The following is a 24,895-nucleotide window of genomic DNA, read 5'->3' as shown; positions in this document are numbered from 1 at the left end:
TAACCTTTATAAAGGTTGGCGATACCGACACCGCCTGCCTTATATCGCCGCGCCGTCCGACAGAACGAGGTTCGTGGCCGACGGAGTGGGCGCGTGTACTGCCTCGAACTCGCGGGGGAGGACGACGCCTTCGCCGCCGCGGAGGCGGCTGCCGGGGCCGCCACGGACGTCGAGCGAGTCGCGCCCGGCCTCGCCGTCGCCGTCGACGTCGACGCGGCGGGCGTACGGACGCTCGCCTACACCCGGCACGCGGACGCGCTCCTCGCGCGGACGGACGCGACGGTCGACGCCGCCGTCGCCGCCCTCGACGTGACCGAGACCGACCGCGTCGGGAGCGTCGCCGTCCGCGCCCGCGACGTCCGCAACACGACGGGCGTCGACACCCAGCGCGCCGAGCGCGCCCTCGGGAGCGCGCTCGTCGAGCGCGGCTTCTCGGTCGACCTCGACGACCCCGACCACGAGCTCCGGGCGTGCTTCAGCGACGGCGTCTGCTGTCTCGGCTGGCACGCCGTTTCCTCCGTGCGCGACTACGGGACGCGCAAGCCCACGGACCGGCCCTTCTTCCAGCCCGGGAGCATGGACCCCCTCCTCGCGCGGGCCTGCGTGAACCTCGCGGGGGCGAACGGCGAGCGCACGCTCCTCGACCCGATGTGCGGGACGGGCGGGGTGCTCATCGAGGCCGGCCTCGTCGGCGCGGACGTCGTCGGCAACGACGCCCAGGCGAAGATGGTCCGGGGCACCGACGAGAACCTCGCGCACTACCTCGACGCCCACGACGTCCTGCGGGGCGACGCCACCCGCCTCGCCCTGCGCGACGACGCGGTCGACTGCGCGGTCTTCGACGCACCCTACGGTCGCCAGTCGAAAATCGAGACGCACGACCTCGCGGACCTCGTCGCGGGCGCGCTCGCGGAGGTGCGCCGCGTCGCCACGGGTCGGTGCGTCCTCGTCGCCGACCGCGACTGGCGCGCGGAGGCCCGCGCGGCCGGCTGGACGGTCGCGGCGCGCTTCGAGCGCCGCGTCCACCGCTCGCTCACGCGGACGGTGCTCGTCCTCGCCTAATCGAGGACGAGCGCGCCCCAGACCCGCCGGTAGTTGGCGACGGCGACGGCGACGAGCGCACCCCCGACGGCGTAGGCGAACGCGACGCCCGCGTCCGCCGGCGGCACGTCGAGTTCGGCGAGCTGCCAGCCGGCGTAGCCGAGCACGCCCGTGGCGAGCGCCCACCGGAAGAACGCCCCGTAGGTGACGGGGAGCCGGTCGGTCTCGACGAGCGCGACGGCCGCGGCCCCCGCGCCGAGCACGAGCGCGACGGCGACCCAGCCGGGGACGAGGGGGAGCAACGCGACGGCGAACGGGAGCGCGGCGATACAGCCGACCGTGGCGGCCTCGACGCGCGCGCCGACGCGGCGGAGCGCGCCGCGGACGCCAGTCGGGGTCGCGTCCGCGCCCGTCTCCTCGCTCGTGTCGCCGGTCATCGTTTCCCGTCGTGCCGTCGGCCGCGCTCGCGTCCTCGACTTCCGCGCCGTTCGGCTCGCTCGCGTCGCGTCACGCGTCGCGTCCCAGCTCCGCGAGGAGCCGCGAGAGGTGGACGCGGTCGTTCGTCCCCTCGTTCAGCTCGAACTCGACCTCGCCGGCGAGCGCGTGCAGTTCCGCGAGCTCGTCGCCGCTGTACTTCGAGCGCCCGACGCGCAGCAGCTCCCGGAGGAGCTCCGGGCCCTCGTACCCCTCATCGACGAGCAGGTCGTCGAGCGTCGAGCGCGCGTCCGTGAAGTCGCCGCTCGCGGCGTCGTCGAGCATCCCCCTGACGTCGTCGTCGAGCCCGACGTCCTGGAGGGCCCCGTAGGCCGCGTCCATCGTCACCTCGCCCGCCTCCTCCGCGGTCGTCTGCGCGGCGAGGATGGCCTTCCGGAGGTTGCCGTCCGCGTAGCCCGCGACGAACTCCAGGCCGTCCGCGTCGGAGTCGACGCCCTCCTCGGCGAGGATCGACTCCAGCACCGCGACGGTCTCCGCGTCCGTCGGCGCGCGCACGGAGACGGGGAAACACCGCGAGCGGATCGGCGGGATGAGCTTCGTGGGCTGGCGCGTCGTGATGACGAACTGCGTCGTCGCGTGGTACTGCTCCATCACGCGCCGCAGGGCCTGCTGGAAGTCCTCGCGGATCGCCTCCGCGTTGTCGAGGACGACCGTCGTGTAGTCGCCCGAGACGGGCGCGTAGCTCGCCGACTCCTTCAGGACGTGGTTGATGAGGTCCGCCTTCGAGGAGTTCCGGCGGCGCTTCGCGGAGATGAACCGCGAGAAGCGCGGGTCCTCGCTCACCTCCTTCTTCGTCATCCCGAAGAAGTCCGCGACGTTCACCTCCACGAGGTCGTTCTCGGCGTCCGCGTGCGCCTCGCGGGCGAGCGCGCGCACCGCCGCGGTCTTCCCCGCGCCGACCGGCCCGTGGACGACGAGGTTCTGCGGCTCGTCGAGGGCGTTGCGGAGCCGGTCGCGGACCGACGACTGCGGGAGGTCGTCGATTCCGGGCGCGTGCGTGTCCGTCCAGAGCGGCGCGTCCATCGCGTCACCCTACCGCTCGCCCGGCAAAGAAAGGGGCGGTTGCGCCGCGCGCCGGCGCCCGTCTGTCGCCGCGCGCCCGTCGGCGCGCGTCAGCCCGACGCGTTCGCCGTCGCCTCGGCGCTCGCGTTCGCCGTCACCGTCCCGCTCGTCGTGGACGTCGTCTCGCTCGTCGTGGCCGTCTCGCTCGTCGTCGTCTCGTCCTCCGACGTCGCGTTCGACCCGTCGTCGCTCTCGGCGCTCACGGTCTCGCGCACGGTGAGGTCGACGCTCCCGCTCGCGTTCGCGTTCGCGCTGTCGTTCTCCGTCACGCCGAGGTCGACGCTCCCGCTCGCGGAGGCGCTCGCGCTCGCCCCGCCGTCACCGACGACGCGGATGGGCTGGTCCGGCCCGGACTCGCCCGCGTTCGGACGGAGGATGTAGCGGCCGTTGCCCGTCTCGTGGACGGCGAGGTCGTAGACGAAGTCCACCGTCTCGTTCGCCTCCACGGTGAACGTCGTGGCGAGGTGGAGCTTCCCGGACGGGAGTTTCACCGCGGCGCTCGACCCGTCGGTGAGCGTCCCCTCGACGTTCGAGACGTAGACGAAGACGTTGTCGTACGTCCCGCTCGGCACCCGCTGGTCCACGACGTGCGTCGCGTTCTCCCCGCGGAGCGCGGTGAGGTCGACCGTCTCGTTCACCGCGACGGTCTGCCAGCCGCTGGCGTTCGCCCTGCTGGTGGCGTTCGCGTCGGCGCTGACGCGGTGGAGGCCGACGCGCGTCACCGTCGCGTTCAGGTGCGCGAAGTCGTCGATTGCCGCCGGCCGGTCGCTGACGTACGTGGCGACGGTGCCGGCGTCGCCCCCGTCACCGCTCCCGCCGTCGTCGGTCGTCGTCCCGTCGGCCGTCGTACTCGTCGCGCTCGTGTCCGTCGTGGTGCCGCCGCCCATCCCGCCGGCACAGCCGGCGAGGGCGACGAGCGCGACCAGACAGACCGCGAGCAGTCCCTGTCGGTTCATCCGTCCCACCGCTGGGAGCGTCCCACGGATAAACGACACGCCCGTTTTCGCGCGCCGAGAGCGCCCCCTGACGTTCCGAAGGCGGTTTACGCCGCCCGACCCCAGAACCCCCATGACTCTCTCCGCCACCTTCCTCGGCACCAGCGGGGCCGTCCCGACCGTCGAGCGCAACACGAGCGCGCTCCACGTCCGCCGGGAGGGCGACGCATTCCTCTTCGACGCCGGCGAGGGCACCCAGCGCCAGATGATGCGCTACGGCACCGGCTTCGACGTCGACGCCGTCTTCCTCTCGCACGTCCACGGCGACCACGTCCTCGGGCTCCCCGGCCTCGTCCAGACGCTCGACTTCAACGACCGCGACAGCCCCCTCGACGTCTACACGCCGCGCGGGACGGGCGACGAGGTGCGCAGCCTCGTCACCGCCATCGGCGCGACCCCCTCGTTTCGCCTCGACGTCCACGAGGTCGCCCCCGGCGAGACCGTCCTCGAACGCGACGCGTACGGGGTCGAGGCCTTCCACACCGAACACCGGACGAACTCCGTGGGCTACGCGCTCGTCGAGGACGACCGGAAGGGCCGCTTCGACCGCGAGCACGCGGAGGAACTCGGCGTCCCCGTCGGCCCGAAGTTCTCCGAACTCCACGCCGGCAACCCCGTCGAACTCGACGACGGCACCGTCGTCGAACCCGAACAGGTCGTCGGCGACCCCCGACCGGGCCGCAAACTCGTCTACACGGGCGACACGCGCCCGATAGACGCGACGGTCGCCGCCGCCGAGGACGCCGACCTCCTCGTCCACGACGCGACGTTCAGCGACCAGGACGCCGAGCGCGCCCGCCAGACCGCCCACTCGACGGGCGGCGAGGCCGGCCGCATCGCCCGCGAGGCCGGCGCTGACCGCCTCGCGCTCACCCACATCTCCTCGCGCTACGGCGGCGCGGTCGGCGCGCTCAAAGCCGACGCCGCCGACGAACACCACGGCGAGACCATCCTCGCCCACGACGGCCTCACCGTCGACGTCCCCTACCAGTAGTCGCGTGGCCGCCTCCGGGACGCGGGACCGCTCCCGGCGGAACCGTCAAGGGCGCCCCGCGTGGACGTGCGAGCGATGTCCGCTCCCCGTGACGCCCTCCACGGTGCCCTCCGCGACGGCCTCCGCGTCGCGCTGAACCGCCCGCGCACCTTCGGTTTCGCCGGGGGCGCGCTCCTCTGCGAAGTCGTCCTCCGACTCGCACTCGCAACCGTCCACCCGCTCCTCGCCGTCGTCTGCCCGCCGGTCGTCGCCCTCCCGCTCCTCGGCGCGACCGCGCCCGCCGTCGACGCCGCCGTCGCCGACCCGGCCGCGACGCCCGCGCTCGCCCTCCGTGCGCGACTCCGCGAGCGCGGCCCCACACTCCTCGCGCTCGCCGTCGGCGGCCACCTCGTCGCGCTCGCGTGTGGCGCGGCCGCGTTCCTCCTCCTCGACACCCCGGTCCGCTGGGCCGTCTACGCGACCGGCGGGACCGTCTCCACCGTCGCCGTCCACGTCACGCCGCTCGTCGGCGTCGCCGTCGGCGCGTTCCTCGCGTGGGGTCTCCTCGCGCCCGCCGTCGCGCGCGCCGCGAGCGGCGACGGCGTCGGTGTCGACGTCCGCGCTCCCCTCCGCGCGCTCCGCGACCGTCGCCGGACCGCGGCCGTCCTCGGCCTCCACCTCGTCTGCGCGCTCGTCGCGCTCGGCCTCTTCGCCGCCTGCGTCGCCCTCGCCGCCGACTACTACCCGACGCGGACCGCGGCGCTGCTCTCGCTCGGCGTCGCGTTCGCCTCGACGGTCGGCGCGCTCGTCCTCCTCGGCACGCTCGCCTATCCGATACACGTCGCCCTCGCCCGCCGCGGCGGGCCGCGTCCCCCGTCCCTCTCCCCGAAGCGCGTCGCCGTCGCCGCGCTTTTGCTCACCACCCTCGTCGCCGGCGCGAGCGCGGTCCGCGTGACGGAGACGCGCCCCACGCCCGACGCGGGGACCGGGACCGCGGCGCTCCCCGCCGACGCGACCGACGCCTACGCCGCCGCGCTCGACCGGACGGCCGCGCGCGACCACCGCGTCACCGTCCGCGACGCCCACGAGGGGCGCGCCCTCGTCTCGACCACGACCGTCGAACGCACCGACCGGCGCATCCGCACCGTCGTCGACACCGGCGACGGCGACCCCACCGTCGGCTACGCGGACAGCGGCGTCGTCTACGGCCTCGCCGGCTTCTCCCCCGGCCTGTTCGCGCTCGGCGAGCGACACGCCGGCGACTGGAAACGCGCCCGCGCCCTCCCGGGCTACTGGTACCTCCGCGACGAGTACGCGGTCACCGACGGCTTCGCGTCCGGCCTCCCCGAGCCGCACACGGGCGCGTGGACGACCGTGAACCGGACTGACGGAGTGCGCACGGTCGCGCTCACCGACGACGCGGCGGTGTTCGACGCCCTGCTGGACGTCGAGGCGGACGATGCCTCCGTCCGCTCGGGGCGCGTGCGGATGCGACTCGACACCGAGCGCGGCGTCGTCCTCGGCGGGTCGGCGCGCCTGAACGCGACGCTCGGCGACCACGACCTCGTTCGGAACCGGACGTACGACGCCGCGAGCGGGCCGGGCGTCGAGGCTCCCCGGCCCGATACCCTCGGCGCGCGCTCGCCCGGCGAGTGGCTCTGGGACGTCTTCGCGTACTAGCGGCGATTCGGACGGGTTTTCCCGTCGCCGGCCGCACACCCGCGTATGACGACCGCCGCCGACATCGCCGCCTTCGTCGCCGACGTGACGTACGACGACCTCTCCGCGGCCGTCGCCGACGCGACGAAACGCCGCCTCTTCGACGCGCTCGCCGTCGCGGGCGTCGACTCCGACGCGGCCGCCGCGGCCGCCGACGTCACCGCGGCCGAGGGCGGCGACGCCTGCACCTGCTGGGGAACGGGCGTGCGCGCCGGCCCGGCGGCGGCGACGCTCCACAACGCCGCCCGCGTCCGGGGCTCCGCGGCCGCCGACGCCTTCCTCGCGCCCGACGGCCCGAGCCACCCGAGCGACGCCGTCCCCGCCGTCGTCGCCGCCGCCGAGGCCGCCAATGCGGACGGCGAGACGCTCGTCGCCGCGCTCGCCGCGACCTACGAGGTCCACGGCGAACTCGCGTGGCACGCCCCCGTCCGCGAACACGGGTGGAGCCCTGCGGTCCACGTGCTCGTCGCCGCGGCCGCCGGGGCCGCCCGCGCCCGCTCGCTCGACGCCGACGCGACCCGGGACGCCATCGCGCTCGCCGTCGCCAACGGGGCGTCCTTCGACGGTAACACCGACGAGATCGGCGCCGACGACTTCGCCGGCCCGCTCGCCGCCCGCGCGGGCGTCACCGCCGCGTCGCTCGCCGCCGCGGGCGTCGCCGGCCCCGCAGACCCCTTCGTCGACCACCCGGTGTTGGCGACGCTCCTCGACGACGCGGTTGACGCGGACGACAGCGGGGCGGACGCGGACGACGAGACCGACGACGACACGGGCGCGGACGCCGAGGGCGCGGCCTGCGAGTTCGGCGAGGACACGAACTCCATCGAGGCGCACGCCGAGGAGGGGGGTTTCGCCCTCGACCCGGCCTGCGAGCGGGTCCACGACGCCGCTGCGCGACGCGTGCTCGGGCCGTTCGCCGTGCAGGCCGCGGTCGCGGCCGCCGCCGACCTCGGCGCGCGCGTCGCCCTCGACCCCGCGACCGTCGAGCGCGTCGTCGTCCGCACCTTCGACCCGCTCACGCTCCCCGCGCCCGCGGACGACCCGACGCCCGACACGGTCGGCGTGGCCGCGCGCTCGCTTTCCTACTCCGTCGCCGCGGCGCTCGTCGGCGGCCCGACCGACCTCGCCGACACCCTTGGCGACGAGGCCGTGCGCCGCCTCGCCGCGACCGTCGCCGTCGAGGAAGCCCCCGGCCTCACGGCGCAGTTCGAGGCCGGCCTCCTCCCCGCCGTCGTCGACGTCGAGCGCGACGACGGGAGCGTCCACCACGCCGAGGTCGGCGCGTACCCCGGCCACCCCACCCAGCCGATGGACTGGGACACCCTCGAAGCGAAGGCCGGCCGCCTCCGCGACGGTGACGCCGAAACGCTCCGCGCGGCCTGTCAGCGCGCCGACGAGGCCGAGCGCGTCGCGGACGTCCTCGCCGCCCTCGACTGAGCCCGGAGCGGAACTTATACGCCGCGAGCGCCTACCCGTCCCCGTCGAATGAGCACTCGCACGCGCGCGCTCGACACGCTCGTCTACGGCGTCGACGTCCAGAGCGGCGACGTCCGCGGCGACGCGCCCTCCTACGCCCTCGTCACCTACGACGGCGAGTCGATAGAGCGCGACGTCGTGACGCGCCGCAAGCTCCTCCGCCTCGTCGACGCGGAGGAGCCCGACATCGTCGCGACGGACAACATGTACGAGCTCGCCGCGGACAAGGACGCCCTCGTCCGCTTCCTCGGCGGGCTCCCCGACGCCACGAAGCTCGTGCAAGTGACGGGGAACGAGCGGCCCGAACCCCTCTCACGCGTGGCGAAACGCCACGGCGTCCCCTACGGGAAGCCCGCCATCGAGGAGGCCGAGGCCGCCGCCCGCCTCGCCGCCCGCAACGTCGGACACGAGGTCTCCGCGTTCACCGACGAGACCACCGTCAAGGTCTCGCGCGGACGCTCCACCGGGAAGGGCGGGTGGAGCCAGGACCGCTACACGCGACGCATCCACGGCAACGTCAAACGCGAGGCCCGGGACGTCGCCTCGAAACTCGACGACGCCGGCCTCACCTACGAGCGCGACGTCACGAAGAAGTACGGCGGCTTCTCGAACGCCGTTTTCACCGTCGAGGGCCGCCCACGGGACATCCCGGTCTCGAACAAGCGCTCGGGCGACGTCCGCGTCGAGATCGAGCGCGTCCGGCGCGACGGCATCGAGTTCCGCCCGCTCGCCAAGCGCCGCGACCGCGTCTTCGTCGGTGTCGACCCCGGTACCACGACCGCCGTCGCGCTCGTCGACCTCGACGGCCACCTCCTCGACGTCCTCTCCACGCGCACCGCCGACACCGCGGACGTCATCGAGTGGATAATCGAGCGCGGCCGGCCCGTGCTCGTCGCCGCGGACGTCACGCCGATGCCCGCGACCGTCGACCAGATTCGCCGGAGCTTCGACGCCGCGGGCTGGCACCCCGAGAGCGACCTCCCCGTCGACGAGAAACAACACCGGACCCGCGAGGAGGGGTACGACAACGACCACGAGCGCGACGCGATGGCCGCCGCGCTCTACGCCCACGACGACCACGCCGACCAGATCAGACGCATCACCCGCAAGATACCTCCCAGAGTCGATCGCGGCGAGGTCGTCAAACGCGTGCTCGCCGACGAGTCCACCGTCGAGGCCGCCGTCGCCGACCTCACCGAGGACGACGGCGACGACGGCGACGACCACGAGCACGAGGCCCGCGAACTCACGGAGGAAGAGCGCACCATCAAGCGCCTCCGCGAGCGCGTCACCCGCCTCGACGACCACGTCACGGACCTCGAGGCCGACCTCGACGCGAAGGACGAGCGCATCGCGGAACTGGAGGCCGAACTCGACGAGGCCCGCCGCGAGGAGCGAAAGGAAGCCCGCGAGCGCCGCGAGGTCACGCGCCTGGAGTGGGAGAACGACCGCCTGGAGGAGGAACTCGACGAGGAGCGCGAGCGCGCCGACGAGCTCGCGAAGAAGCTCGAACGCCTGAAGGAACTCTGGAAGCTCGATCACTCGAACTTCGCGGACGTCAACGGCTCCGGGTCGCTCACCGCCGTGAAACCCGTCGCGCAGTTCACGCTCGACGCCATCGAGACCGCGGACGACGACTACGGCATCGCGCGCGGCGACGTCGTCTACTTCCGCGACGCCAGCGGCGCGGGCCGACGCACCGCCGAGGCGCTCGTCGAGCGCGACCCCCGCGTCGTCCTCCTGGAGGGGAAGACGAGCGACGTCGCGGAGGACGTCCTCTACGAGGCCGACGTCGCGTTCGGCGACGCGAGCGACGTCTCCATCCGCGAGATCGACGAGCTCGCCATCGCCCGCGAGGACGCCGTCGCGGCCGTCGAGGCCGACTACGCCGAGCGCGCCGAGGAACGCGCCCAGGAGGAAACTGAAAGCATGGTCGACTCGATAATCAGCGAACACCGCGCCGAGCGGGAGTAGCCTAGACGCCGACGACGCGCTCGCCGCACCACGCGCCGACCCGCCCGCACGCGCGGCCGACGACGACCAGCACGACGAGGAGCACCGCGACCGTGAACAGCGCCGCGCCGAACGCCACGACCGCCGCGAACGGCGTCCCGACTCGCGTCGCGAGCGGCCCGTAGCCCGCCCACTCGGTCGCCGCCCGCCACGCGTTCAGCGCGAGGACGGGCGGGCTCCCCGCGACCGCCGCGACCTCGCCGGCGCGGCGGCCGCTCGTCGCCCCGCGGACCGCCAGCGCGCCCGCGAGGAGACACGCGAGGGCGACCGGCGTCGCCGACGCCGGTTCGGGCGCGTAGCGCCAGTTGAGCGCGACCGTGACGGGGACGGACGCGAGGCCGAGGAGGAGCGCGACGCGACAGCGGTCGTCCGTCAGCGCGCGGAGTCGGGAGCGGAGGGACACGTCTTGGTCCACCGCCACGGCGGCCAAGAGCGTTGCGCCGCCGCGTCGGACGCGGCCGGCACGGCGGACGCGGCGAAGCGCGAACGAGCACGACACCGCAACCGCTAACCCCCTCGTCCCGTTTTGTCGCCCCATGGACGCCTACGAGCGCATCTCTCGGAACGCGGCGGAAGTCGTGACCGAGGAGGAGGTGGCGGCGCTGGCCGAGGACCCCGACGGGAAGCGGGCGTACGTCGGCTACGAGCCCTCCGGCGTGCTCCACATCGGCCACCTCCTCACCGCGAACAAACTCATCGACCTCCAGGAGGCGGGCTTCGAGGTCGTCGTCCTCCTCGCCGACGTCCACGCCTATCTCAACGACAAGGGCACCTTCGAGGAGATACGCGACACCGCCGAGCAGATGAAAGAGCAGTTCCTCGCCTACGGCCTTGATGAGTCGAACACCGAGTTCGTCCTCGGGTCGTCCTACCAGCTCGACGAGGCGTACGAACTCGACCTCCACTCGCTGCAGGTGGGGACGACGCTGAAGCGCGCCCAGCGCGCGATGGCGGAACTGCAGGGCGACGACACCGCGAAGGTGAGCCACGTCGTCTACCCGCTGATGCAGGCGCTCGACATCGAGTACCTCGACGTCGACCTCGCCGTCGGCGGGATGGACCAGCGCAAGGTCCACATGCTCGCCCGCGAGGAACTCCCCGAACTCGGCTACGACGCCCCGACCTGCCTCCACACGCCCATCGTCGGCGACCTGGAGACCGGCGAGGGCAAGATGTCCTCCTCGACCGGCACCACCATCTCGATGGAGGACTCGACGGAGGACTTAGAGGAGAAGGTCAACGCGGCCTTTTGCCCGCCGACCGCGGACCCCGAGGGCGACCTCGTGAACCCCGTCCTCGAAATCTTCCGGTACCACGTCTTCCCGCGCTTCGAGGAGGTCGTCGTCGAGCGCCCCGAGCAGTACGGCGGCGACCTCGTCTACGAGCGCTACGACGACCTGGAGGCCGACCTCGAATCGGGCGAACTCCACCCGGCGGACGCGAAGAGCGCCCTCGCCGCGTCGCTCGACGAACTCATCGCGCCGGGGCGCGAGCGCCTCCGCGAACTGCGCGCCTGAGGTCCTTCAGCGGCTGTGTGGCGAACGACGGCCCGACCGCTCCGCGGCGGGTCGGGCCGCACGTCGCGGGGCCGCCGCGGTCATCCGGTATCGCACCCCCGACTCTGGTCTCCTTCTCACGGATGAACGTCCGGTCGCGTGAGTTGGGTTTAACCGTCTGCCGGGGCTACACGGGCCCAATGAGCGAGGAATCCGAGCGAATCGACCTCCGGATGCCCGAGGGGGACGAGGTGTTCGCCGAGGTGACGGAGATGCTCGGCGCGAACCGGATCGCGGTCCGGTGCGCCGACGGCACCGAGCGGACGGCGCGCATCCCCGGCCGGATGCAAAAACGCGTCTGGATACGCGAGGGCGACATCGTCCTCGTCGACCCCTGGGACTGGCAGGACGAGAAGGCCGACGTCGAGTGGCGCTACGACAACCGCGCGGCCGAGCAACTCCGAGAGGAGGGGCACGTCTAGCGTGGCCGGCGAGTTCGTCGAGGAGACGGAGGGCGCGCCGGGCGACGAGTGGGAGGACCTCGACGTCTCGGACGACGAGGTCGACCGTATCACGCGCCGCCAGGACCGCGAGTTCGAGTCGTTCCTCACGCGGCTGAAGGACGCCGACCAGTTCAAGGTCCAGGAGGGCGCGTTCGACGACGCGACGTTCGCCGCGCTCTACAAGCTCGTGCAGGACGGCCACCTCGCGGCCTTCGGCGGCCCCATCTCCACCGGCAAGGAGGCGAACGTCTACGAGGCCGCCGCACCCGAGGGCGACGACGTCGCCGTCAAGGTCTACCGGATCAACGCCTCGAACTTCCAGCACATGCGCGACTACCTCGAAGGCGACCCGCGCTTCGAGGGCATCCGCGGCGACAAGAAGGCCGTCGTGCTCGCGTGGACGCGCAAGGAGTTCGCCAACCTCGCTCGCGCCCACGACGCCGGCGTCCGCGTCCCCCAACCCATCGCCGTCCAGCGAAACGTCCTGGTGATGGAACTCATCGGCGAGGCAACCGACCCCGCGCCGACGCTCCACGACGTCACCCTGGAGAACCCCGAGACCGCCTACGACGTCGTCCGCGAGTACATGCAGCGCCTCTTCAGCGCCGGCCTCGTCCACGGCGACCTCTCCGAGTACAACATCGTCGTCCACGACGGCGAACTCACGATCATCGACGTCGGACAGGCCGTCACCGTCCACCACGGCAACGCCGCGGAGTTCCTCCACCGCGACTGCGAGAACGTCGCCGCGTTCTTCTCGCGGCAGGGCATCGACGCCGACCCCGACGACCTCTACGACCACGTCACGGCCGTCGACGCCGACCCGAGCGGCGACGCCGGCGAGTAACGCCTCCTTTCCCGCGAATCCTCGATACTGCGGCTACGGAACGCCATATCGACGGCTTCGACCCCGTGGTATGCGACCCCATCGCCGATACGATAAACCACATACGACGATATAAAAAATCGAAGCGAGTCCTTCACCGGTCCCGCACTCGTCGTCGGGCCCGCCACCGGTCACTACCACGTCGGCACCTCGTCTATCTGCTCGGGTGGGTCGGCGCCGCGGTCGCTCCTCGCCCCGAAACTGAGCGACGCGCGACTCCACGACGAACGCGACGACGAGTTGTACGACCGCGGCGCGCGGACTGGCCGTCGGGACACTCACGGTCGTCACGCTGAGCGCCCCCGACGCTGTGCGTACCCGAAGCCGGTGGCGACGTCGACCCCGCGGGCGCGCCCGGTTGTGCAACGTGACCGTCTCGGCGTTCTCCTCTACGGGTCTACGAGGTCGCCACGCGAGATGGCTGACGGTGCGAAACGACCTGCACGACGCGCGCGAGCGGGCCCGAGCCAGGCCGACCTCGGCGAGCCGTCGACGTCACCCGACGGACACGCCATCGAACGGGAGCGGTACGCCCTTCCTTCGGAGCTCGCGTTCGCGCTGGCGAAACACTTCGGTTGTGCCACCGCGGACATCTTCGACCCCGACTCCGACCCGCCGTAACGACACGCGTGTATTCGGTGTGCGTCGGGTGCGTCGGCCGGCTCGGATTCCGACTCGCTCGGACGCCCGCGCCGCTCGACGTCGTCGTGTTCGTTTCGGGTGTCTATCCGCCACCATCGGAATTCTATATCGTGGTATACAGTTTACAGAGTGCCGGACCGCTCCTCGTTCGACGCCGCACGCGGCGTGTAAGTCTTAAACCGCTTCGTCCCGTAGCCGACTGCATATGACTCAACACGTCAAGATTCCGCAGGACCGCATCGGGGTCCTCATCGGGGAGGGCGGCGAGACCCTGCGCCGCATCGAGCGGTCCGCGGAGGTCAGCCTCGACGTGAACTCCGACGACGGCGCGGTCGCGGTCGAGAAGACCGGCGACCCGATCCGCGGGATGAAGGCGCCCGACATCGTGCGGGCCATCGGTCGCGGCTTCAAGCCCGACGCGGCGCTCACGCTGCTCGACGACGACATGCGACTCTTCGAGACCATCGACATCGAGCGCGCGGCGCGCAACGACAACGACCTCCGGCGAAAGAAGGGGCGGCTCATCGGTGAGAACGGGCGCACGCGCGAACTCATCGAGGAGCTCACGGGCGCGGACGTCGTCATCTACGGCTCGACGTTCGGGATGATCGGCGGTCCGAACGAGGTCGACGTCGCCCGCTCGGCCGCCGAGATGATACTCGACGGTGCGCCCCACGGCTCCGTCTACTCCTTCCTCGAACGCAAACACGTCGAGGAACTCAAGCACCAGGGGATGGAGTACCACGAGTTCTCGGGCTGAGGGCTCTCTTCTGCGCCGCCCCTCTCGGCCCGCCGGTACTACTTAAACGATATCGTTGGCATTCTCTCACACACGTTGTTCGCATCGCCTGCACCGCGCTGACGCACACCTCCCAAAGATTTATATAGAATGGCAAACAATCAGGGAGTGATTATGGCGCAGCAGATGGGTAATCAGCCGCTGATCGTACTCTCCGACGATTCGCAGCGAACGTCGGGAGAGGACGCACAGTCGATGAACATCTCCGCCGGCAAGGCCGTCGCCGAGTCCGTCCGGACGACGCTCGGCCCGAAGGGGATGGACAAGATGCTCGTCGACTCCCAGGGCTCCGTCGTCGTCACGAACGACGGCGTCACCATCCTCAAGGAGATGGACATCGAGCACCCGGCGGCCAACATGATCGTCGAGGTCGCCGAGACACAGGAGACCGAGGTCGGTGACGGGACGACGTCCGCCGTCATCGTCGCCGGCGAACTCCTCGACGAGGCCGAGGAGCTCCTCGACCAGGACATCCACGCCACCACGCTCGCGCAGGGGTACCGGGAGGCCGCCGAGGAGGCAAAATCGATCCTCTCCGAGATCGCCATCGACATCGACGCCGACGACACCGAGTACCTCGAACAGATCGCCGCCACGGCGATGACCGGTAAGGGCGCGGAGAACGCGAAGGACGCCCTCTCCGGCCTCGTCGTCCGCGCCGCGCAGGCCGTCGCCGACGACGGCGTCGTCGACACCGACAACATCAAAGTCGAGAAGGTCACCGGCGGCTCCATCGACAACTCGGAGCTCGTCGAGGGCGTCATCGTCGACAAGGAGCGCGTCAACGAGAACATGCCCTACGCCGTCGAGGACGCGAAGGTCGCCCTCGTCGACGGCGCGCTCGAAGTCCAGGAGACCGAGATCGACACCGAGGTCAACGTCACCGACCCCGACCAGCTCCAGGAGTTCCTCGACCAGGAAGAAGAGCAGCTCCGCGAGATGGTCGACGCCATCGCCGCGTCCGGCGCGAACGTCGTCTTCGTCGACGGCGGCATCGACGACATGGCCCAGCACTACCTCGCGCAGGAGGGCATCCTCGCCGTCCGCCGCGTGAAGGACTCCGACCTCAGCCGTCTCGCCCGCTCGACGGGCGCGACGCCGGTCTCCTCCCCGACGGAGATCGAGGCCGACGACCTCGGTGAGGCCGGCAGCGTCGCCCAGAAGGACATCGGCGGCGACGAACGCATCTTCGTCGAGGACGTCGCGGACGCCAAGTCCGTCACGCTCATCCTCCGCGGCGGCACCGAGCACGTCGTCGACGAGGTCGAGCGCGCCATCGACGACTCGCTCGGCGTCGTGCGCGTCACCCTCGAAGACGGGCAGGTCCTCCCCGGCGGCGGTGCCCCGGAGACCGAGCTCGCCCTCGAACTCCGCGACTACGCGGACTCCGTCGGCGGCCGCGAGCAGCTCGCCGTCGAGGCGTTCGCCAACGCCCTCGAAGTCGGCCCGCGCACCCTCGCCGAGAACGCCGGCCTCGACCCGATCGACTCCCTCGTGGACCTCCGCGCGCAGCACGCGGACGGTGACACGAGCGCCGGCCTCGACGCCTACACGGGCGAGGTCATCGACATGGAGGAGGAGGGCGTCGTCGAGCCCCTCCGCGTGAAGACGCAGGCCATCGAGAGCGCCACCGAGGCGGCCGTCATGATCCTCCGCATCGACGACGTCATCGCCGCGGGCGACCTCGCCGGCGGGCAGGTCGACTCCGACGACGGCGGCGACGAAGGGCCCGGCGGCGCGGGCGGCCCCGGCGGTGCGCCCGGCGGCATGGGCGGCATGGGCGGTATGGGCGGCATGGGCGGCGCGATGTGAGATCGGTCAAAGACCGATCTCCCGTAGGCAGCGAACCTTCGGTTCGCCCGCCGATGTAAACGAGGTTCTGAACGAACCTCGGGCAGTCGAACGGGACGGAGTCCCGTGAGACAGGCCGTCAGCCACCCACACCACCCCGACCACCCGACCCGAACCGCACGCCCGACTCCCGACGCTCCGTTTTTCTTCGATCTCGGCCGACCAGCGACGGCTTTCGATGCCGTCTCGAGCTCGGGGCCGCGACCCGATTCCCGTCGTCCGCCGACGGTCACCCGGCCACGTTTTCCGTCCACATGCCGTTCGCCCGACCGATGCCCGACGACTCCCGGCGCGGCCGGCTCACGGTCGCGGTCTCGTCCCTCCTGCTGGCCGCGGGCGTGTTCGTCCTCGACTGGGACGTTCGCGTCCTCCTCCTGTGCTACTGGCTGGAGGCCGGATTCGTCGTCGCTCGCGACGCCGTCCAATCGCTGTTCGCCGCCCGACCGCCCGCCGACGCGTATCGACCGTCGGACACCAGAGCGCCGTTCCCGCTCTCCGCGCTGGCGGCCGTCCGCGGCGGCATCGAGGTCGCCGGCCTCCCACCGCTCTACCCGCGGAACGTCCCGCACGTCCTCCTGACTCTGCTCGCGTTCTGTGCACTCTGGCCGCTCGCCGGCCTCGCCGTGAGCGGCGCCCTCGGTCCGGCGCCGTACGCCTCGTTCCCACCCGGCGCGTTCGCGGCCGCGGCGGCGACGTTCGGCGTCGGGCAGGCGATTCGCCTCGTCGAGTGGGGCCGCACGCACGAGTTCGAGACGGCCGCGGCCACCGGCGGCCTCACGCGGCGCTATCTGGTGTTTCTCGTCGCCCTCGCCTTCGCCGTCCCGCCGGTTTTCGCCGCCGCGGAGGCGAGCGGCGTCCCCGACCTCGTCCTCGGGACGTGCCTCGTCGCAACGCGCGCCACGTACGGCCTCGCGGAGGCACGGCATCCCGGATTCGTTCGCTCGCTCGTCTATACGGATGAGACGGTCGGCGACGCGGACCCGGTCGAAACGCCCGACACCGACCCGGTAGCGACTCATCGAACGGACCCATGGGGGACGACGGCGACGGCTGTCCTCCACGGCGCCCTCGTTTCCGTCCTCGGGCCGACGGCGTTTCTCGTCCTTCTCGCCGGCCTCGTCGGGATGACCGTCGGCGGCGCGGGCTTCTCCCGTCCCGCGCTCGGTGCCGTCGCGGGCGCGCTCTGCATTGTCGCGTCCCGGAGCCTCGTCGCCGTCCTCATCGAGGCCCGCGTCGCGGAGGCACCGCTCGTCTATCGCGTCCACGCCGACGCGCTCGTCGCGCACAACGGGCTCACGGACGCCGCGCAGTGGGTCACTCCCCGCGCGACGATCACCGACGCGACGGTCTCTCGAACTCGACTCGTCCCCGGCGCGGACACCGTCCGCGTCGAGTGCGCTGACGGAACCAGTCGGACGCTCCGCCACGTCTCGAACGCCGAGGCACTCGCCGCGCGCCTCGCCCCGTGAGCGTCAGACCGGGTTCTCGTCGGCGAAGACGCCCTGCGTCATCCGGTAGGCGGTGAGGAAGAAGAGGACGACGGCGAGACAGACGGTGATCCCGAGGAGGAAGATCACGAGGAAATCCGGCACCGGGAGCCACCCGCCGATGGTGCCGAGGGCGAGGACGAGCGCCACCGTCGCCACCGTCGAGAGGACGCTGTGTGCTCTCATGCGCGCCCGTTGGACGGCGAGCGTCTTAGTCGGTGCGGTGGACCGGGTTCTCGCACGTCGCGCGTTCTAAGTGCCCGTCGGTCCTCCCCTTCGCGTATGGAGACGCTCCTCCTCGATACGGACGACGTGGACGCCAACGCCGCGATGGCCGAACTCGTCCCGGCGGTCCGCGACGCCTTCGCCGCCTACGAGCGCGGCGACGCGCAGATGCCCGCGAAGTCCTACATCGACCTCCCGCAGTACAACGGCGACTTCCGCTCGATGCCGGCCTACCTCAGCACCGACTCGTGGGACGCCGCCGGCATCAAGTGGGTGAACGCCCACCCGGACAACCCCGACTCGTTCGACCTCCCGACGGTGATGGGGACGATGGTCTACTCCGACCCGAAGAACGCCTACCCGCTCTCGATCATGGACGGAACGGTGCTCACGATGAAGCGCACGGGTGCGGCGGCCGCCGTCGCCACCGACGCGCTCGCCGTCCCCGACGCGGACTCGCTCGGCATCGTCGGCGCTGGCGTCCAGTCCTACACCCAACTGGAGGCTATCAGCCAGGTGCGCGACATCGAAACCGTCGTCGTGAGCGACCTCCGCGAGGAGCGCATCACTCGCTTCATCGAGCGCTTCGGCGACGAGTTCGACGTCCGCGCGGGCTCGATCAGCGAGGCCGGCCACTGCGACGTGCTCTCGACCGTCACGCCCGTCGAAGAGCCCATCGTCGGCCCGGACGACCTCGGCCCGCACACCCACGTCAACGCGATGGGCGCGGACGCCGCCGGGAAGCACGAACTCGCCGACGAGATACTGCTCGCCGCGAAACTCGTCATCGACGACTACGCCCAGACGACCCACTCCGGCGAGATAAACGTCCCGTGGAGCGCGGGCGTCCTCGACGACGACGACCTCTACGGCGAACTCGGGGAAATCGTGACGGGACAGAAGGCGGGCCGCACGGAGACGGACGACGTTACCGTCTTCGACTCCACCGGCCTCGCCATCCAGGACGTCGCGGCCGCGCACGTCGTCTACGAGCACGCTCGCGAGAAGGACAACGGGACGTCCTTCGACCTGCTCGGCGTCTAACTAGTCGCGCGGCCGTCGGAACGGGTCGTAGAACGAGCGCACCATCGAGTTCAGGACGTGCGCGACGAGGAGGAAGGGGACGAGCGGAATCACGAGCGCGAGGATGACGAGGAGGTAGAGCAGGCCGAAGAAGTCCATCTCGGCCCGCCCGGTCAGTCCGCCCTCCTCGATGTGCGGTGAGAGCGTCCGCTTCAGTTTCTCGCGTAGCGTCCGCGGCGATTCGGTGGTCATACGGGCCGCTTCGACGGCCGGGGGATTAAGCCCCCCGGCTTCGCCTCACGCTTTCGTCTGCCTCGCCTCGCCCCGCGCCTCCGTCTACTTCGCCTCGCCTCGCCCCGCCTCCGTCTACTTCGCCTCGCCTCGCCCCGCGCCTCCGTCCGCCTCACGGTTCGCCTCGCCTCCGCCCGGTTCTCTTACTCCAGCCGAATCGCCGGGCGGAACGGTACGGCCTGCTCGGCCTTCTCGTCCGTCGCGTCCGCCTCCGGGACGACGTCGACGGTCGCGTCGAACTCCCGGGCGAGGAAGCCCGCCGCGTCCGCGTACAGTTCGCGCTCGTCGACGGCTTCGAGCGCCGCGAGCTCCTCGTCGTCGTACTCCCGCACGTCCGCGACGAGGTCCTGCACGAGGTCGTTGACGGCGTCGCCGCGCTCGCGCAGCGACTCCTTCTGCATCACTTTGCCCATCACCGCGCCGACGTCCGTGCCGGTCTCCGCCACCGTCTCGAACACCGTCCCCTTCCAGTCCGCGGGCGTGTAGACGGTGATCGACTCGGGGTCGGTGCCCGTGACCTCGACGATGTCCCGGACGTCGTCGACGAGCGACTCGATCAGCTCCTCTTCGACCTCGACGCGCGTGCTCACGAGGTCGTGGTCGACCTCCGGCCACGCGGCGTCCTCGACCGGCACGCCCGCCAGGGCCTCGTGGAGCTCGTTGGCGAGGAAGGGCACGACGGGCGCGAGCAGGCGCAGGCGCGTGCAAAGCACTTCCTGGCGCACCCACGTCGCCGCCGGGCGCTCGGTGTCCGTGCGCTTGCGGTACCAGCGCAGGTCCTCCTCGAAGCGGTAGAAGGCCTCCTGGGAGGCGCTTCGCGTCTCGAACTCGTCCATCGCGTCGGTCGTCGTCTCGACCGTCCGCTGGAGCTTCGAGAGGAGCCAGCGGTCGATGCGCCGTAGCTCGACGTCCTCGCGCGCTGGCGTGTCGAGGTCGACGACCTCCTCGGCGCGCTCGTAGAAGCGATTCAGGCTCTTGCGCGTCGAGGCGACCTCGTCGGCGCGCCAGTCGTAGTCCTGCCACGGTTGGGCGGAGTTCAGGAGGAAGAAGCGCACCGTGTCCGCGCCGTACTCCTCGATGGCCTCCGCGGGGAGGACGACGTGGCCCTTCGAGGACGACATCTTCTCGCCCTCCAGGAGCCCCATCCCCATGATGGCGACGCCCTCCGGCCAGTTCGCGCGCTCGAAGAGGTCGGCGTGGTGGAAGAGGAAGAACGTCAGGTGATTACTGATGAGGTCGTTCCCCGAGACGCGGTAGTCGACGGGGTACCAGTAGTCCCACTCCTCGCGGAGTTCGAGGGCGCGCTCGGGCGCCTCGCCCTCGACCGCCTCGGGGCCGTCGAAGAGCGCGTCGAAGAACTCCGCCGTGAGCTCCTCGGGGGGGACGTCCTCGATCCGGTGGGCGATGGTGTAGTACGCCATGTAGATGGTCGAGTCCGAGAGGGGCTCGATGACGAAGTCGTCGTCCCACGGGAGCTTCGTCCCGAGGCCGTAGTTGCGGATGCAGGGCCACTCCTCCAGCCAGTCGATGGTGTGGTCGAACTGGTCGCGCGACGTCTCCGGGACGACGTCCATCTCCGAGACGACCTCGTGGGCGAGCGCCTTCCAGTCCTCGTCGTTGTACGTGAGGAACCACGTCTCCTGTTCGGCGACCTCGACCGTCCCGCCGCAGCGACAGACGACGGGCTCCGAGAAGTCGTACATCGCGTCGAACTGCCCGGACTCCCGGTAGCGCGCCGCGAGCTCGTCCCGGACGTCCTCGACGACTGCGCCCGCGTCCTCGCCGTACATGTCCTTCAGCGTCCCCGCGTGGAACTCGCGGTTGTAGACCTCCTGGGTGGCCTCCTCCAGTGCGGGGTCGTCCGCGCTCGTGATGCCGTGCTCCTCGACGGCCGCGCGCGCCGGGAAGACGTCGTCGTAGGCCTCGACGTCGATGATGGCCTTCGGCTCGATCTCGGCCACCTCGGCGGGGTCGATGCCGTACTCGCGCAGGCGCTCCTCGTCCGCCTTGGCCGCCTGCAGGGCCATCCAGTCGTCGGGCGAGTGCGCGGGCACGCTCATCACGACGCCCGTCGCGTTGTCCGGGTCGACGAAGTCCGCGGGGAGGATGAGGACGTCCTCGCCGGTCACCGGGTTCTCGACGCGCTCGCCGACGAGCGCCTCGCCGCTGAACTCCTCCACGATCTCGACGTCGCGCTGCTGGAGCGTCAGCTTGTGCGCGGCCTCGTGGCTGATCAGCCACGTCTCGCCGTCCACCTCCGCCTCGACGTACCTTCCGTCGGGCTTCACGTAGGCGTTCGTCACGCCGCGCACCGTCTCGGGGCGCAGCGTCGCCATCGGGACCTTCGTGTCGCCGAGCCCGAACTTCACGAGCGTGTACTCCTGGCGCTCGGCGTCCTCGCCTTCGAGGAGGTCGTGGGTCGTCACGGGGTTCTCCTCCTCGGTGCAGTACTTCACCGGGTGGAACCCCTTCTCCAGGCGGTCGTCCTCGCGGAGGGTCTCGTACTGCCACGTGACGAACTTCGAATATCGTTCGTCGTTCGTCGTGAACTCCCGGCGCCAGTCGATGCTGAGGCCGAGGGACTTCATGTTGCGCTTGTAGTGGTTCTCGATGAAGTAGCGCGCGAACCCCATCGGCGTCTCCAACTCCTCCAGTTCGTCCTCGGGGACGTTGTAGGTGTCCCGGAGGACGGAGAGCTGTTCCTCCTCGCCCTTCTGGAGGCGGTTGACGGCGCCGATGATCGGCGTCCCCGTGACGTGCCACGCGATGGGGAAGAGGACGTCGTCGCCCTGGAGGCGGCGATAGCGCGCGTAGACGTCCGGGACGGTGTACGTCCGGGCGTGCCCGATGTGCATCCCGCCGCTCGGGTAGGGGTAGGGGACGGTGACGAACGTCGCGTCCTCGTCGTCGCCCGGGTCGGCTTCGTACCGCCCGCCGTCCTCCCAGCGCTCCTGCCACTTGCGCTCCAGTCGGCGCGGCTCGTAGGTCATGCCCCGTCGTTCACCGCCGCGGGCCAAAAGGCCTCCCATCCCCGGGAGGCCGGGGCGAAACGCTTTCCCTCGCCCGCGCCGACGGCCAGCTCGTGGCCGACTTCACGGCGCGCGTCCAACGCGCCCTCCGGGACGCGCTCGCCGAGCGCCTCCCCGCGCGCACGTGGGAGACGGAGTGGTACGCGCGCCGAACGCCCGTCGACGTCGCCGGCGCGCCCGACTCCGATGGCGACGCCGCCGTTCCCCGCTCCGAGACTGCCGCCGCCGACGCGCCGCTGGTCCTCGTCGAAGTCGAGATGCGTCGCGCCGACCCCGCCAACAACCCCGTGAAACTCGCCCGCTACGCCGACGAGGGGGACTTCGAGCGCCCCGTGGTCCTCGTCCAATTGTTCAGTGACTACTACGACCTGGAGACGGGCGGCGTCTCCTCGAAGCGCGAAAACGCGGCGTTCGTCGGCCGTCTCGCCACCGCGCACGTCGAGGGGTTCACCTACGCTGCCCGCGACCTCGCGCTCTCGCCGCCGAAACACGGCGCGGACCCCGACGGGGAGTGGGAGTCCGCCGTCCGCGACGCCGCCGACGCCGTCACCTCACTCCTCGGGGAGTAGCCCCGACGCGCGGATGTCGTCGAGGACGGATTCGGCGTGCCCGTCCGGCGACACGCCCCCGTACGCCGCCCGCACGGTGCCGTCCGCGAGCACGAACGTCACGCGCTCCGCCGCGCCCCCGGACGTGTCGACGTCGAACGCCGCCGCGACCTCGCCCTCGGGGTCCGCGAGCAGGTCCACGTCCAGCCCGTACTTCTCGCGGAACTCCCGGTGGGAGGCCGCGTCGTCCGTCGAGACGCCGTAGACCGCGACGCCGGCCTCGTCGTACGCCGCCAACTCCGCGTCGAAGCCCTTCGCCTCTATCGTACACCCCGGTGTGTCGTCGCGCGGGTAGAAGTAGAGTACCGTCGGTGCCTCGAAGTCGAGCGTGAGCGTCTCGCCGCCCTGGTCCTCGGCCGTGACCGTCGGTGCGTCGTCGCCTTCGTCGAGCATACCCGTGCCCATGCGCCGTCGCCACTTCGCCGTTGCGCCCCCCGGCGAACTGCCTTTAAGTAGTTCTCGTCACAAGCAGTAGATACGACAGAGGGCCGGTCGGTATTTTCGACCGCCCGACGCTACTCCATCGAGCGGTAGCGACGCGCTTTCCGGTCCGGTCGCCGTCGGCGACCGGCCTTTTTCACCCATGTTTTTGCGGCGTGCGGGTCGCGGAGCGACCCCTCGCCGGAAAAAGATGGAGCTGGAGACACGACAGAGGGTCGGTCGGTATTTTCGACCGCCCGACGCTACTCCGTCGAGCGGTAGCGACGCGCTTTCCGGTCCGGTCGCCGTCGGCGACCGCTTTTCGAGCCTATTCGACGGCGATGTGCTCCTCGCTCGGGCCGTCCTTCGGGAGTCGAACCGTCAGTACGCCGTTCTCGTGCGTCGCCGACGCGCCCGCCTCCTGCACGTCGCCCGGGAGCGTCACCGCTCGCTCCACCGCCTCGTGGCGACGCTCCCGCGTGACGTAGCGCTCCGTCACCGACCGATCCGTGTCCCGCTCGGCCCGCACGCGGAGCGTCCGGGCGTCGAGCTCCACGTCGATTGCCTCCCGGTCGTAGCCCGGGAGGTCCAGCCGGACCTCGTACGCCTCGCCCGTGTCGGCCACGTCCGCGGGCGGCGCGCGACGCTCGCCGCCCCCGAACGCGGCGTTCAGTTCGTCCAGCGTCTCCCCGAGCTCGTCGAACGGATCACGTCGCATACCCCGACCGACGCCCCGTCCACGCAAAAAGCGGTCGGCCGTTCGCACTCGGTCTCGCCTACGCACGGGTCGTTCCTCCCCGTTCGTGTTAGTGGGCTTCGCCCACTCGTCGCTCGCGTGTCGCTCGCGTCGGTCGCTCCCGCTCGCGTGTTCGGCGAGACTCTCGGTCTCGCCTACGCACGGGTCGTTCCTCCCCGTTCGTGTTAGTGGGTTTCGCCCACTCACACCACGTGCTCGACATCGTAACTCCCGAGCTTTCGCACCCACCCGTTCTCGGCGATTTCCTCGACCTCCGCGAGCGCCGCCTGCGTGCGCTCCTCGAAGAGACCGCCGTCGACGTCGAGGTGGAAGAGGTAGTCGCCGAGGTGTTCGCCGCTCGGGCGCGACTCGACGCGCGTGAGGTTGACGCCGCGGTCCGCGAACGGTTCGAGGAGTTCGAGGAGGAGCCCCGGGTAGTTCGCGCCCGGGTAGACGACGAAACTCGACTTCCCGCCGGCGTCCGAGCGCGCCGCGGGCGGCGCGAGCACGAAGAAGCGCGTCGCGTTCGAGCGTCGGTCCTGGATGTCCGCCGCGATGACCTTCAGGTCGCCCGTCGCGTTGTCGGGATGGCCGATGCCGGCGACGCTCGGGTCCTCCCCGGCGAGCTCGACGCCGCGCGCGGTCGAGGCGACGGCCTCGATGGACGCATCCGGATAGTGCTCGTCGAGGTACTCGCGGCACTGCGCGAGCGCCTGCGGGTGGCTCGCCACGGTGTCGAACTCCTCGGATTGGGCGAGGAGGCCGTGCTTGATTGGCGTGATGACCTCGCGGACGACCGCGACGTCGCGCTCGGCGAGCGCGTCCAGGGTCTCCGTGACGCTCCCCTCGATGCTGTTCTCGATGGGGACGACGCCGCGCGCGGCGTCGCCGTCCGCCACCGCGTCCACGATGTCGCGGATGGACTCGCGGAACTCGATCTCGTCGTCGGTGGCGACCGCGCCCGCGGCGCGATGCGAGTACGTCCCGGAGGGGCCGAGTGTGACCGTGTGCATACCCCACGATAGGCCGCGTACGCGGGAAAAGGGCGTCGCCGCCGCGCGGTGCCGATTGCCGTCTCCCACGAGCGCCGCGCGCGACGGAAACGCTTTCCCCGCCGCCCGTCCT

At 71.3% G+C, this 24,895-nt stretch carries 24 protein-coding genes; 14 read left to right on the top strand and 10 right to left on the bottom strand.

Features of this window, described 5'->3' with window-relative positions:
• Window positions 1-93 precede the first annotated feature (93 nt).
• Window positions 94-1,062, top strand: coding sequence for a THUMP domain-containing protein (locus IEX84_RS03185; protein ID WP_188869722.1), 969 nt, complete (start codon window positions 94-96; stop codon window positions 1,060-1,062).
• Here IEX84_RS03185 and IEX84_RS03180 read toward each other — a convergent pair.
• The 3 genes from IEX84_RS03180 to IEX84_RS03170 form a co-directional block, all read right to left on the bottom strand.
• Window positions 1,059-1,478: a hypothetical protein gene (locus IEX84_RS03180; protein ID WP_188869720.1), complete on the bottom strand. Its 420-nt coding sequence runs from the start codon at window positions 1,476-1,478 to the stop codon at window positions 1,059-1,061. The genes IEX84_RS03185 and IEX84_RS03180 overlap by 4 nt on opposite strands.
• A 70-nt stretch (window positions 1,479-1,548) precedes the next feature.
• Window positions 1,549-2,559, bottom strand: coding sequence for an AAA family ATPase (locus IEX84_RS03175; RefSeq protein ID WP_188869719.1), 1,011 nt, complete (start codon window positions 2,557-2,559; stop codon window positions 1,549-1,551).
• A gap of 89 nt (window positions 2,560-2,648) precedes the next feature.
• Window positions 2,649-3,554: a DUF4382 domain-containing protein gene (locus IEX84_RS03170; RefSeq protein WP_188869717.1), complete on the bottom strand. Its 906-nt coding sequence runs from the start codon at window positions 3,552-3,554 to the stop codon at window positions 2,649-2,651.
• Between the two features lie 112 nt (window positions 3,555-3,666).
• On the opposite strand from IEX84_RS03170, the gene rnz reads away from it, so the two are divergent.
• The 4 genes from rnz to IEX84_RS03150 all read left to right on the top strand — a co-directional run bounded on the left by rnz (window position 3,667) and on the right by IEX84_RS03150 (window position 9,735).
• Entirely contained in the window at window positions 3,667-4,587 is a 921-nt protein-coding gene (gene rnz, locus IEX84_RS03165; protein WP_188869715.1) for a ribonuclease Z, read from the top strand.
• Between the two features lie 75 nt (window positions 4,588-4,662).
• The gene (locus IEX84_RS03160; protein ID WP_188869713.1) at window positions 4,663-6,246 is read left to right on the top strand and encodes a hypothetical protein; all 1,584 of its coding nucleotides are present in this window, start codon (window positions 4,663-4,665) and stop codon (window positions 6,244-6,246) included.
• Between the two features lie 45 nt (window positions 6,247-6,291).
• A complete protein-coding gene (locus IEX84_RS03155) occupies window positions 6,292-7,722 on the top strand; it encodes an MmgE/PrpD family protein (protein ID WP_188869711.1) in 1,431 nt (476 codons plus the stop codon).
• A 48-nt stretch (window positions 7,723-7,770) separates the two neighbouring features.
• Window positions 7,771-9,735, top strand: coding sequence for a DUF460 domain-containing protein (locus IEX84_RS03150; RefSeq protein ID WP_188869709.1), 1,965 nt, complete (start codon window positions 7,771-7,773; stop codon window positions 9,733-9,735).
• 1 nt (window position 9,736) lies between these two features.
• On the opposite strand, the gene IEX84_RS03145 is transcribed toward IEX84_RS03150, so the two are convergent.
• On the bottom strand, window positions 9,737-10,177 hold the full coding sequence (locus tag IEX84_RS03145; protein ID WP_188869707.1) for a DUF5518 domain-containing protein: 441 nt from the start codon (window positions 10,175-10,177) through the stop codon (window positions 9,737-9,739).
• Window positions 10,178-10,310: 133 nt separating this feature from the next.
• On the opposite strand from IEX84_RS03145, the gene IEX84_RS03140 reads away from it, so the two are divergent.
• The 7 genes from IEX84_RS03140 to IEX84_RS03110 all read left to right on the top strand — a co-directional run bounded on the left by IEX84_RS03140 (window position 10,311) and on the right by IEX84_RS03110 (window position 17,420).
• A complete protein-coding gene (locus tag IEX84_RS03140) occupies window positions 10,311-11,291 on the top strand; it encodes a tyrosine--tRNA ligase (RefSeq protein ID WP_188869705.1) in 981 nt (326 codons plus the stop codon).
• 179 nt (window positions 11,292-11,470) lie between these two features.
• Window positions 11,471-11,752, top strand: coding sequence for a translation initiation factor eIF-1A (gene eif1A / locus IEX84_RS03135; protein ID WP_188869703.1), 282 nt, complete (start codon window positions 11,471-11,473; stop codon window positions 11,750-11,752).
• 1 nt (window position 11,753) lies between these two features.
• Window positions 11,754-12,620: a serine/threonine-protein kinase Rio1 gene (rio1, locus tag IEX84_RS03130; protein WP_188869700.1), complete on the top strand. Its 867-nt coding sequence runs from the start codon at window positions 11,754-11,756 to the stop codon at window positions 12,618-12,620.
• A gap of 456 nt (window positions 12,621-13,076) precedes the next feature.
• Window positions 13,077-13,280 carry a transcriptional regulator gene (locus IEX84_RS03125; protein ID WP_188869698.1) on the top strand — a complete coding sequence of 68 codons (204 nt, stop codon included), beginning with the start codon at window positions 13,077-13,079 and terminating at the stop codon, window positions 13,278-13,280.
• Between the two features lie 226 nt (window positions 13,281-13,506).
• Window positions 13,507-14,061, top strand: a complete 555-nt coding sequence (locus IEX84_RS03120; protein WP_188869696.1) for a KH domain-containing protein — start codon at window positions 13,507-13,509, stop codon at window positions 14,059-14,061.
• Between the two features lie 153 nt (window positions 14,062-14,214).
• Window positions 14,215-15,912 carry a thermosome subunit alpha gene (thsA, locus tag IEX84_RS03115; protein WP_407647580.1) on the top strand — a complete coding sequence of 566 codons (1,698 nt, stop codon included), beginning with the start codon at window positions 14,215-14,217 and terminating at the stop codon, window positions 15,910-15,912.
• 311 nt (window positions 15,913-16,223) lie between these two features.
• Window positions 16,224-17,420 (top strand): DUF6498-containing protein, encoded by a 1,197-nt coding sequence (locus IEX84_RS03110; RefSeq protein ID WP_188869694.1) that lies wholly within the window; start codon window positions 16,224-16,226, stop codon window positions 17,418-17,420.
• 3 nt (window positions 17,421-17,423) lie between these two features.
• On the opposite strand, the gene IEX84_RS03105 is transcribed toward IEX84_RS03110, so the two are convergent.
• On the bottom strand, window positions 17,424-17,624 hold the full coding sequence (locus IEX84_RS03105; protein ID WP_188869692.1) for a hypothetical protein: 201 nt from the start codon (window positions 17,622-17,624) through the stop codon (window positions 17,424-17,426).
• Window positions 17,625-17,720: 96 nt separating this feature from the next.
• Here IEX84_RS03105 and IEX84_RS03100 point away from each other — a divergent pair, with 96 nt between their 5' ends.
• Entirely contained in the window at window positions 17,721-18,707 is a 987-nt protein-coding gene (locus tag IEX84_RS03100; protein WP_188869690.1) for an ornithine cyclodeaminase family protein, read from the top strand.
• Here the strand turns inward: IEX84_RS03100 and IEX84_RS03095 are convergent, their stop codons facing one another.
• A complete protein-coding gene (locus tag IEX84_RS03095; protein ID WP_188869688.1) occupies window positions 18,708-18,938 on the bottom strand; it encodes a DUF7535 family protein in 231 nt (76 codons plus the stop codon).
• Window positions 18,939-19,120: 182 nt separating this feature from the next.
• Complete coding sequence (gene leuS / locus IEX84_RS03090; RefSeq protein WP_188869686.1) at window positions 19,121-21,967, bottom strand: leucine--tRNA ligase; 2,847 nt, start codon at window positions 21,965-21,967, stop codon at window positions 19,121-19,123.
• 92 nt (window positions 21,968-22,059) lie between these two features.
• On the opposite strand from leuS, the gene IEX84_RS03085 reads away from it, so the two are divergent.
• A complete protein-coding gene (locus tag IEX84_RS03085; RefSeq protein WP_188869684.1) occupies window positions 22,060-22,575 on the top strand; it encodes a hypothetical protein in 516 nt (171 codons plus the stop codon).
• Here IEX84_RS03085 and IEX84_RS03080 read toward each other — a convergent pair.
• From IEX84_RS03080 to pheA, 3 genes are all read right to left on the bottom strand, one after another.
• Window positions 22,558-23,007, bottom strand: coding sequence for a peroxiredoxin (locus IEX84_RS03080; RefSeq protein WP_188869683.1), 450 nt, complete (start codon window positions 23,005-23,007; stop codon window positions 22,558-22,560). The two genes, IEX84_RS03085 and IEX84_RS03080, sit on opposite strands and share 18 nt — an antisense overlap.
• Window positions 23,008-23,362: 355 nt before the next feature.
• On the bottom strand, window positions 23,363-23,752 hold the full coding sequence (locus IEX84_RS03075) for an Hsp20/alpha crystallin family protein (RefSeq protein WP_188869681.1): 390 nt from the start codon (window positions 23,750-23,752) through the stop codon (window positions 23,363-23,365).
• A 221-nt stretch (window positions 23,753-23,973) separates the two neighbouring features.
• Window positions 23,974-24,783: a prephenate dehydratase gene (pheA, locus tag IEX84_RS03070; RefSeq protein ID WP_188869679.1), complete on the bottom strand. Its 810-nt coding sequence runs from the start codon at window positions 24,781-24,783 to the stop codon at window positions 23,974-23,976.
• Window positions 24,784-24,895 lie beyond the last annotated feature (112 nt).

It is taken from the genome of Halarchaeum rubridurum, from assembly GCF_014647115.1.
Lineage (GTDB): Archaea > Halobacteriota > Halobacteria > Halobacteriales > Halobacteriaceae > Halarchaeum > Halarchaeum rubridurum.
This window is presented reverse-complemented; position numbering and strand designations above follow the sequence as displayed.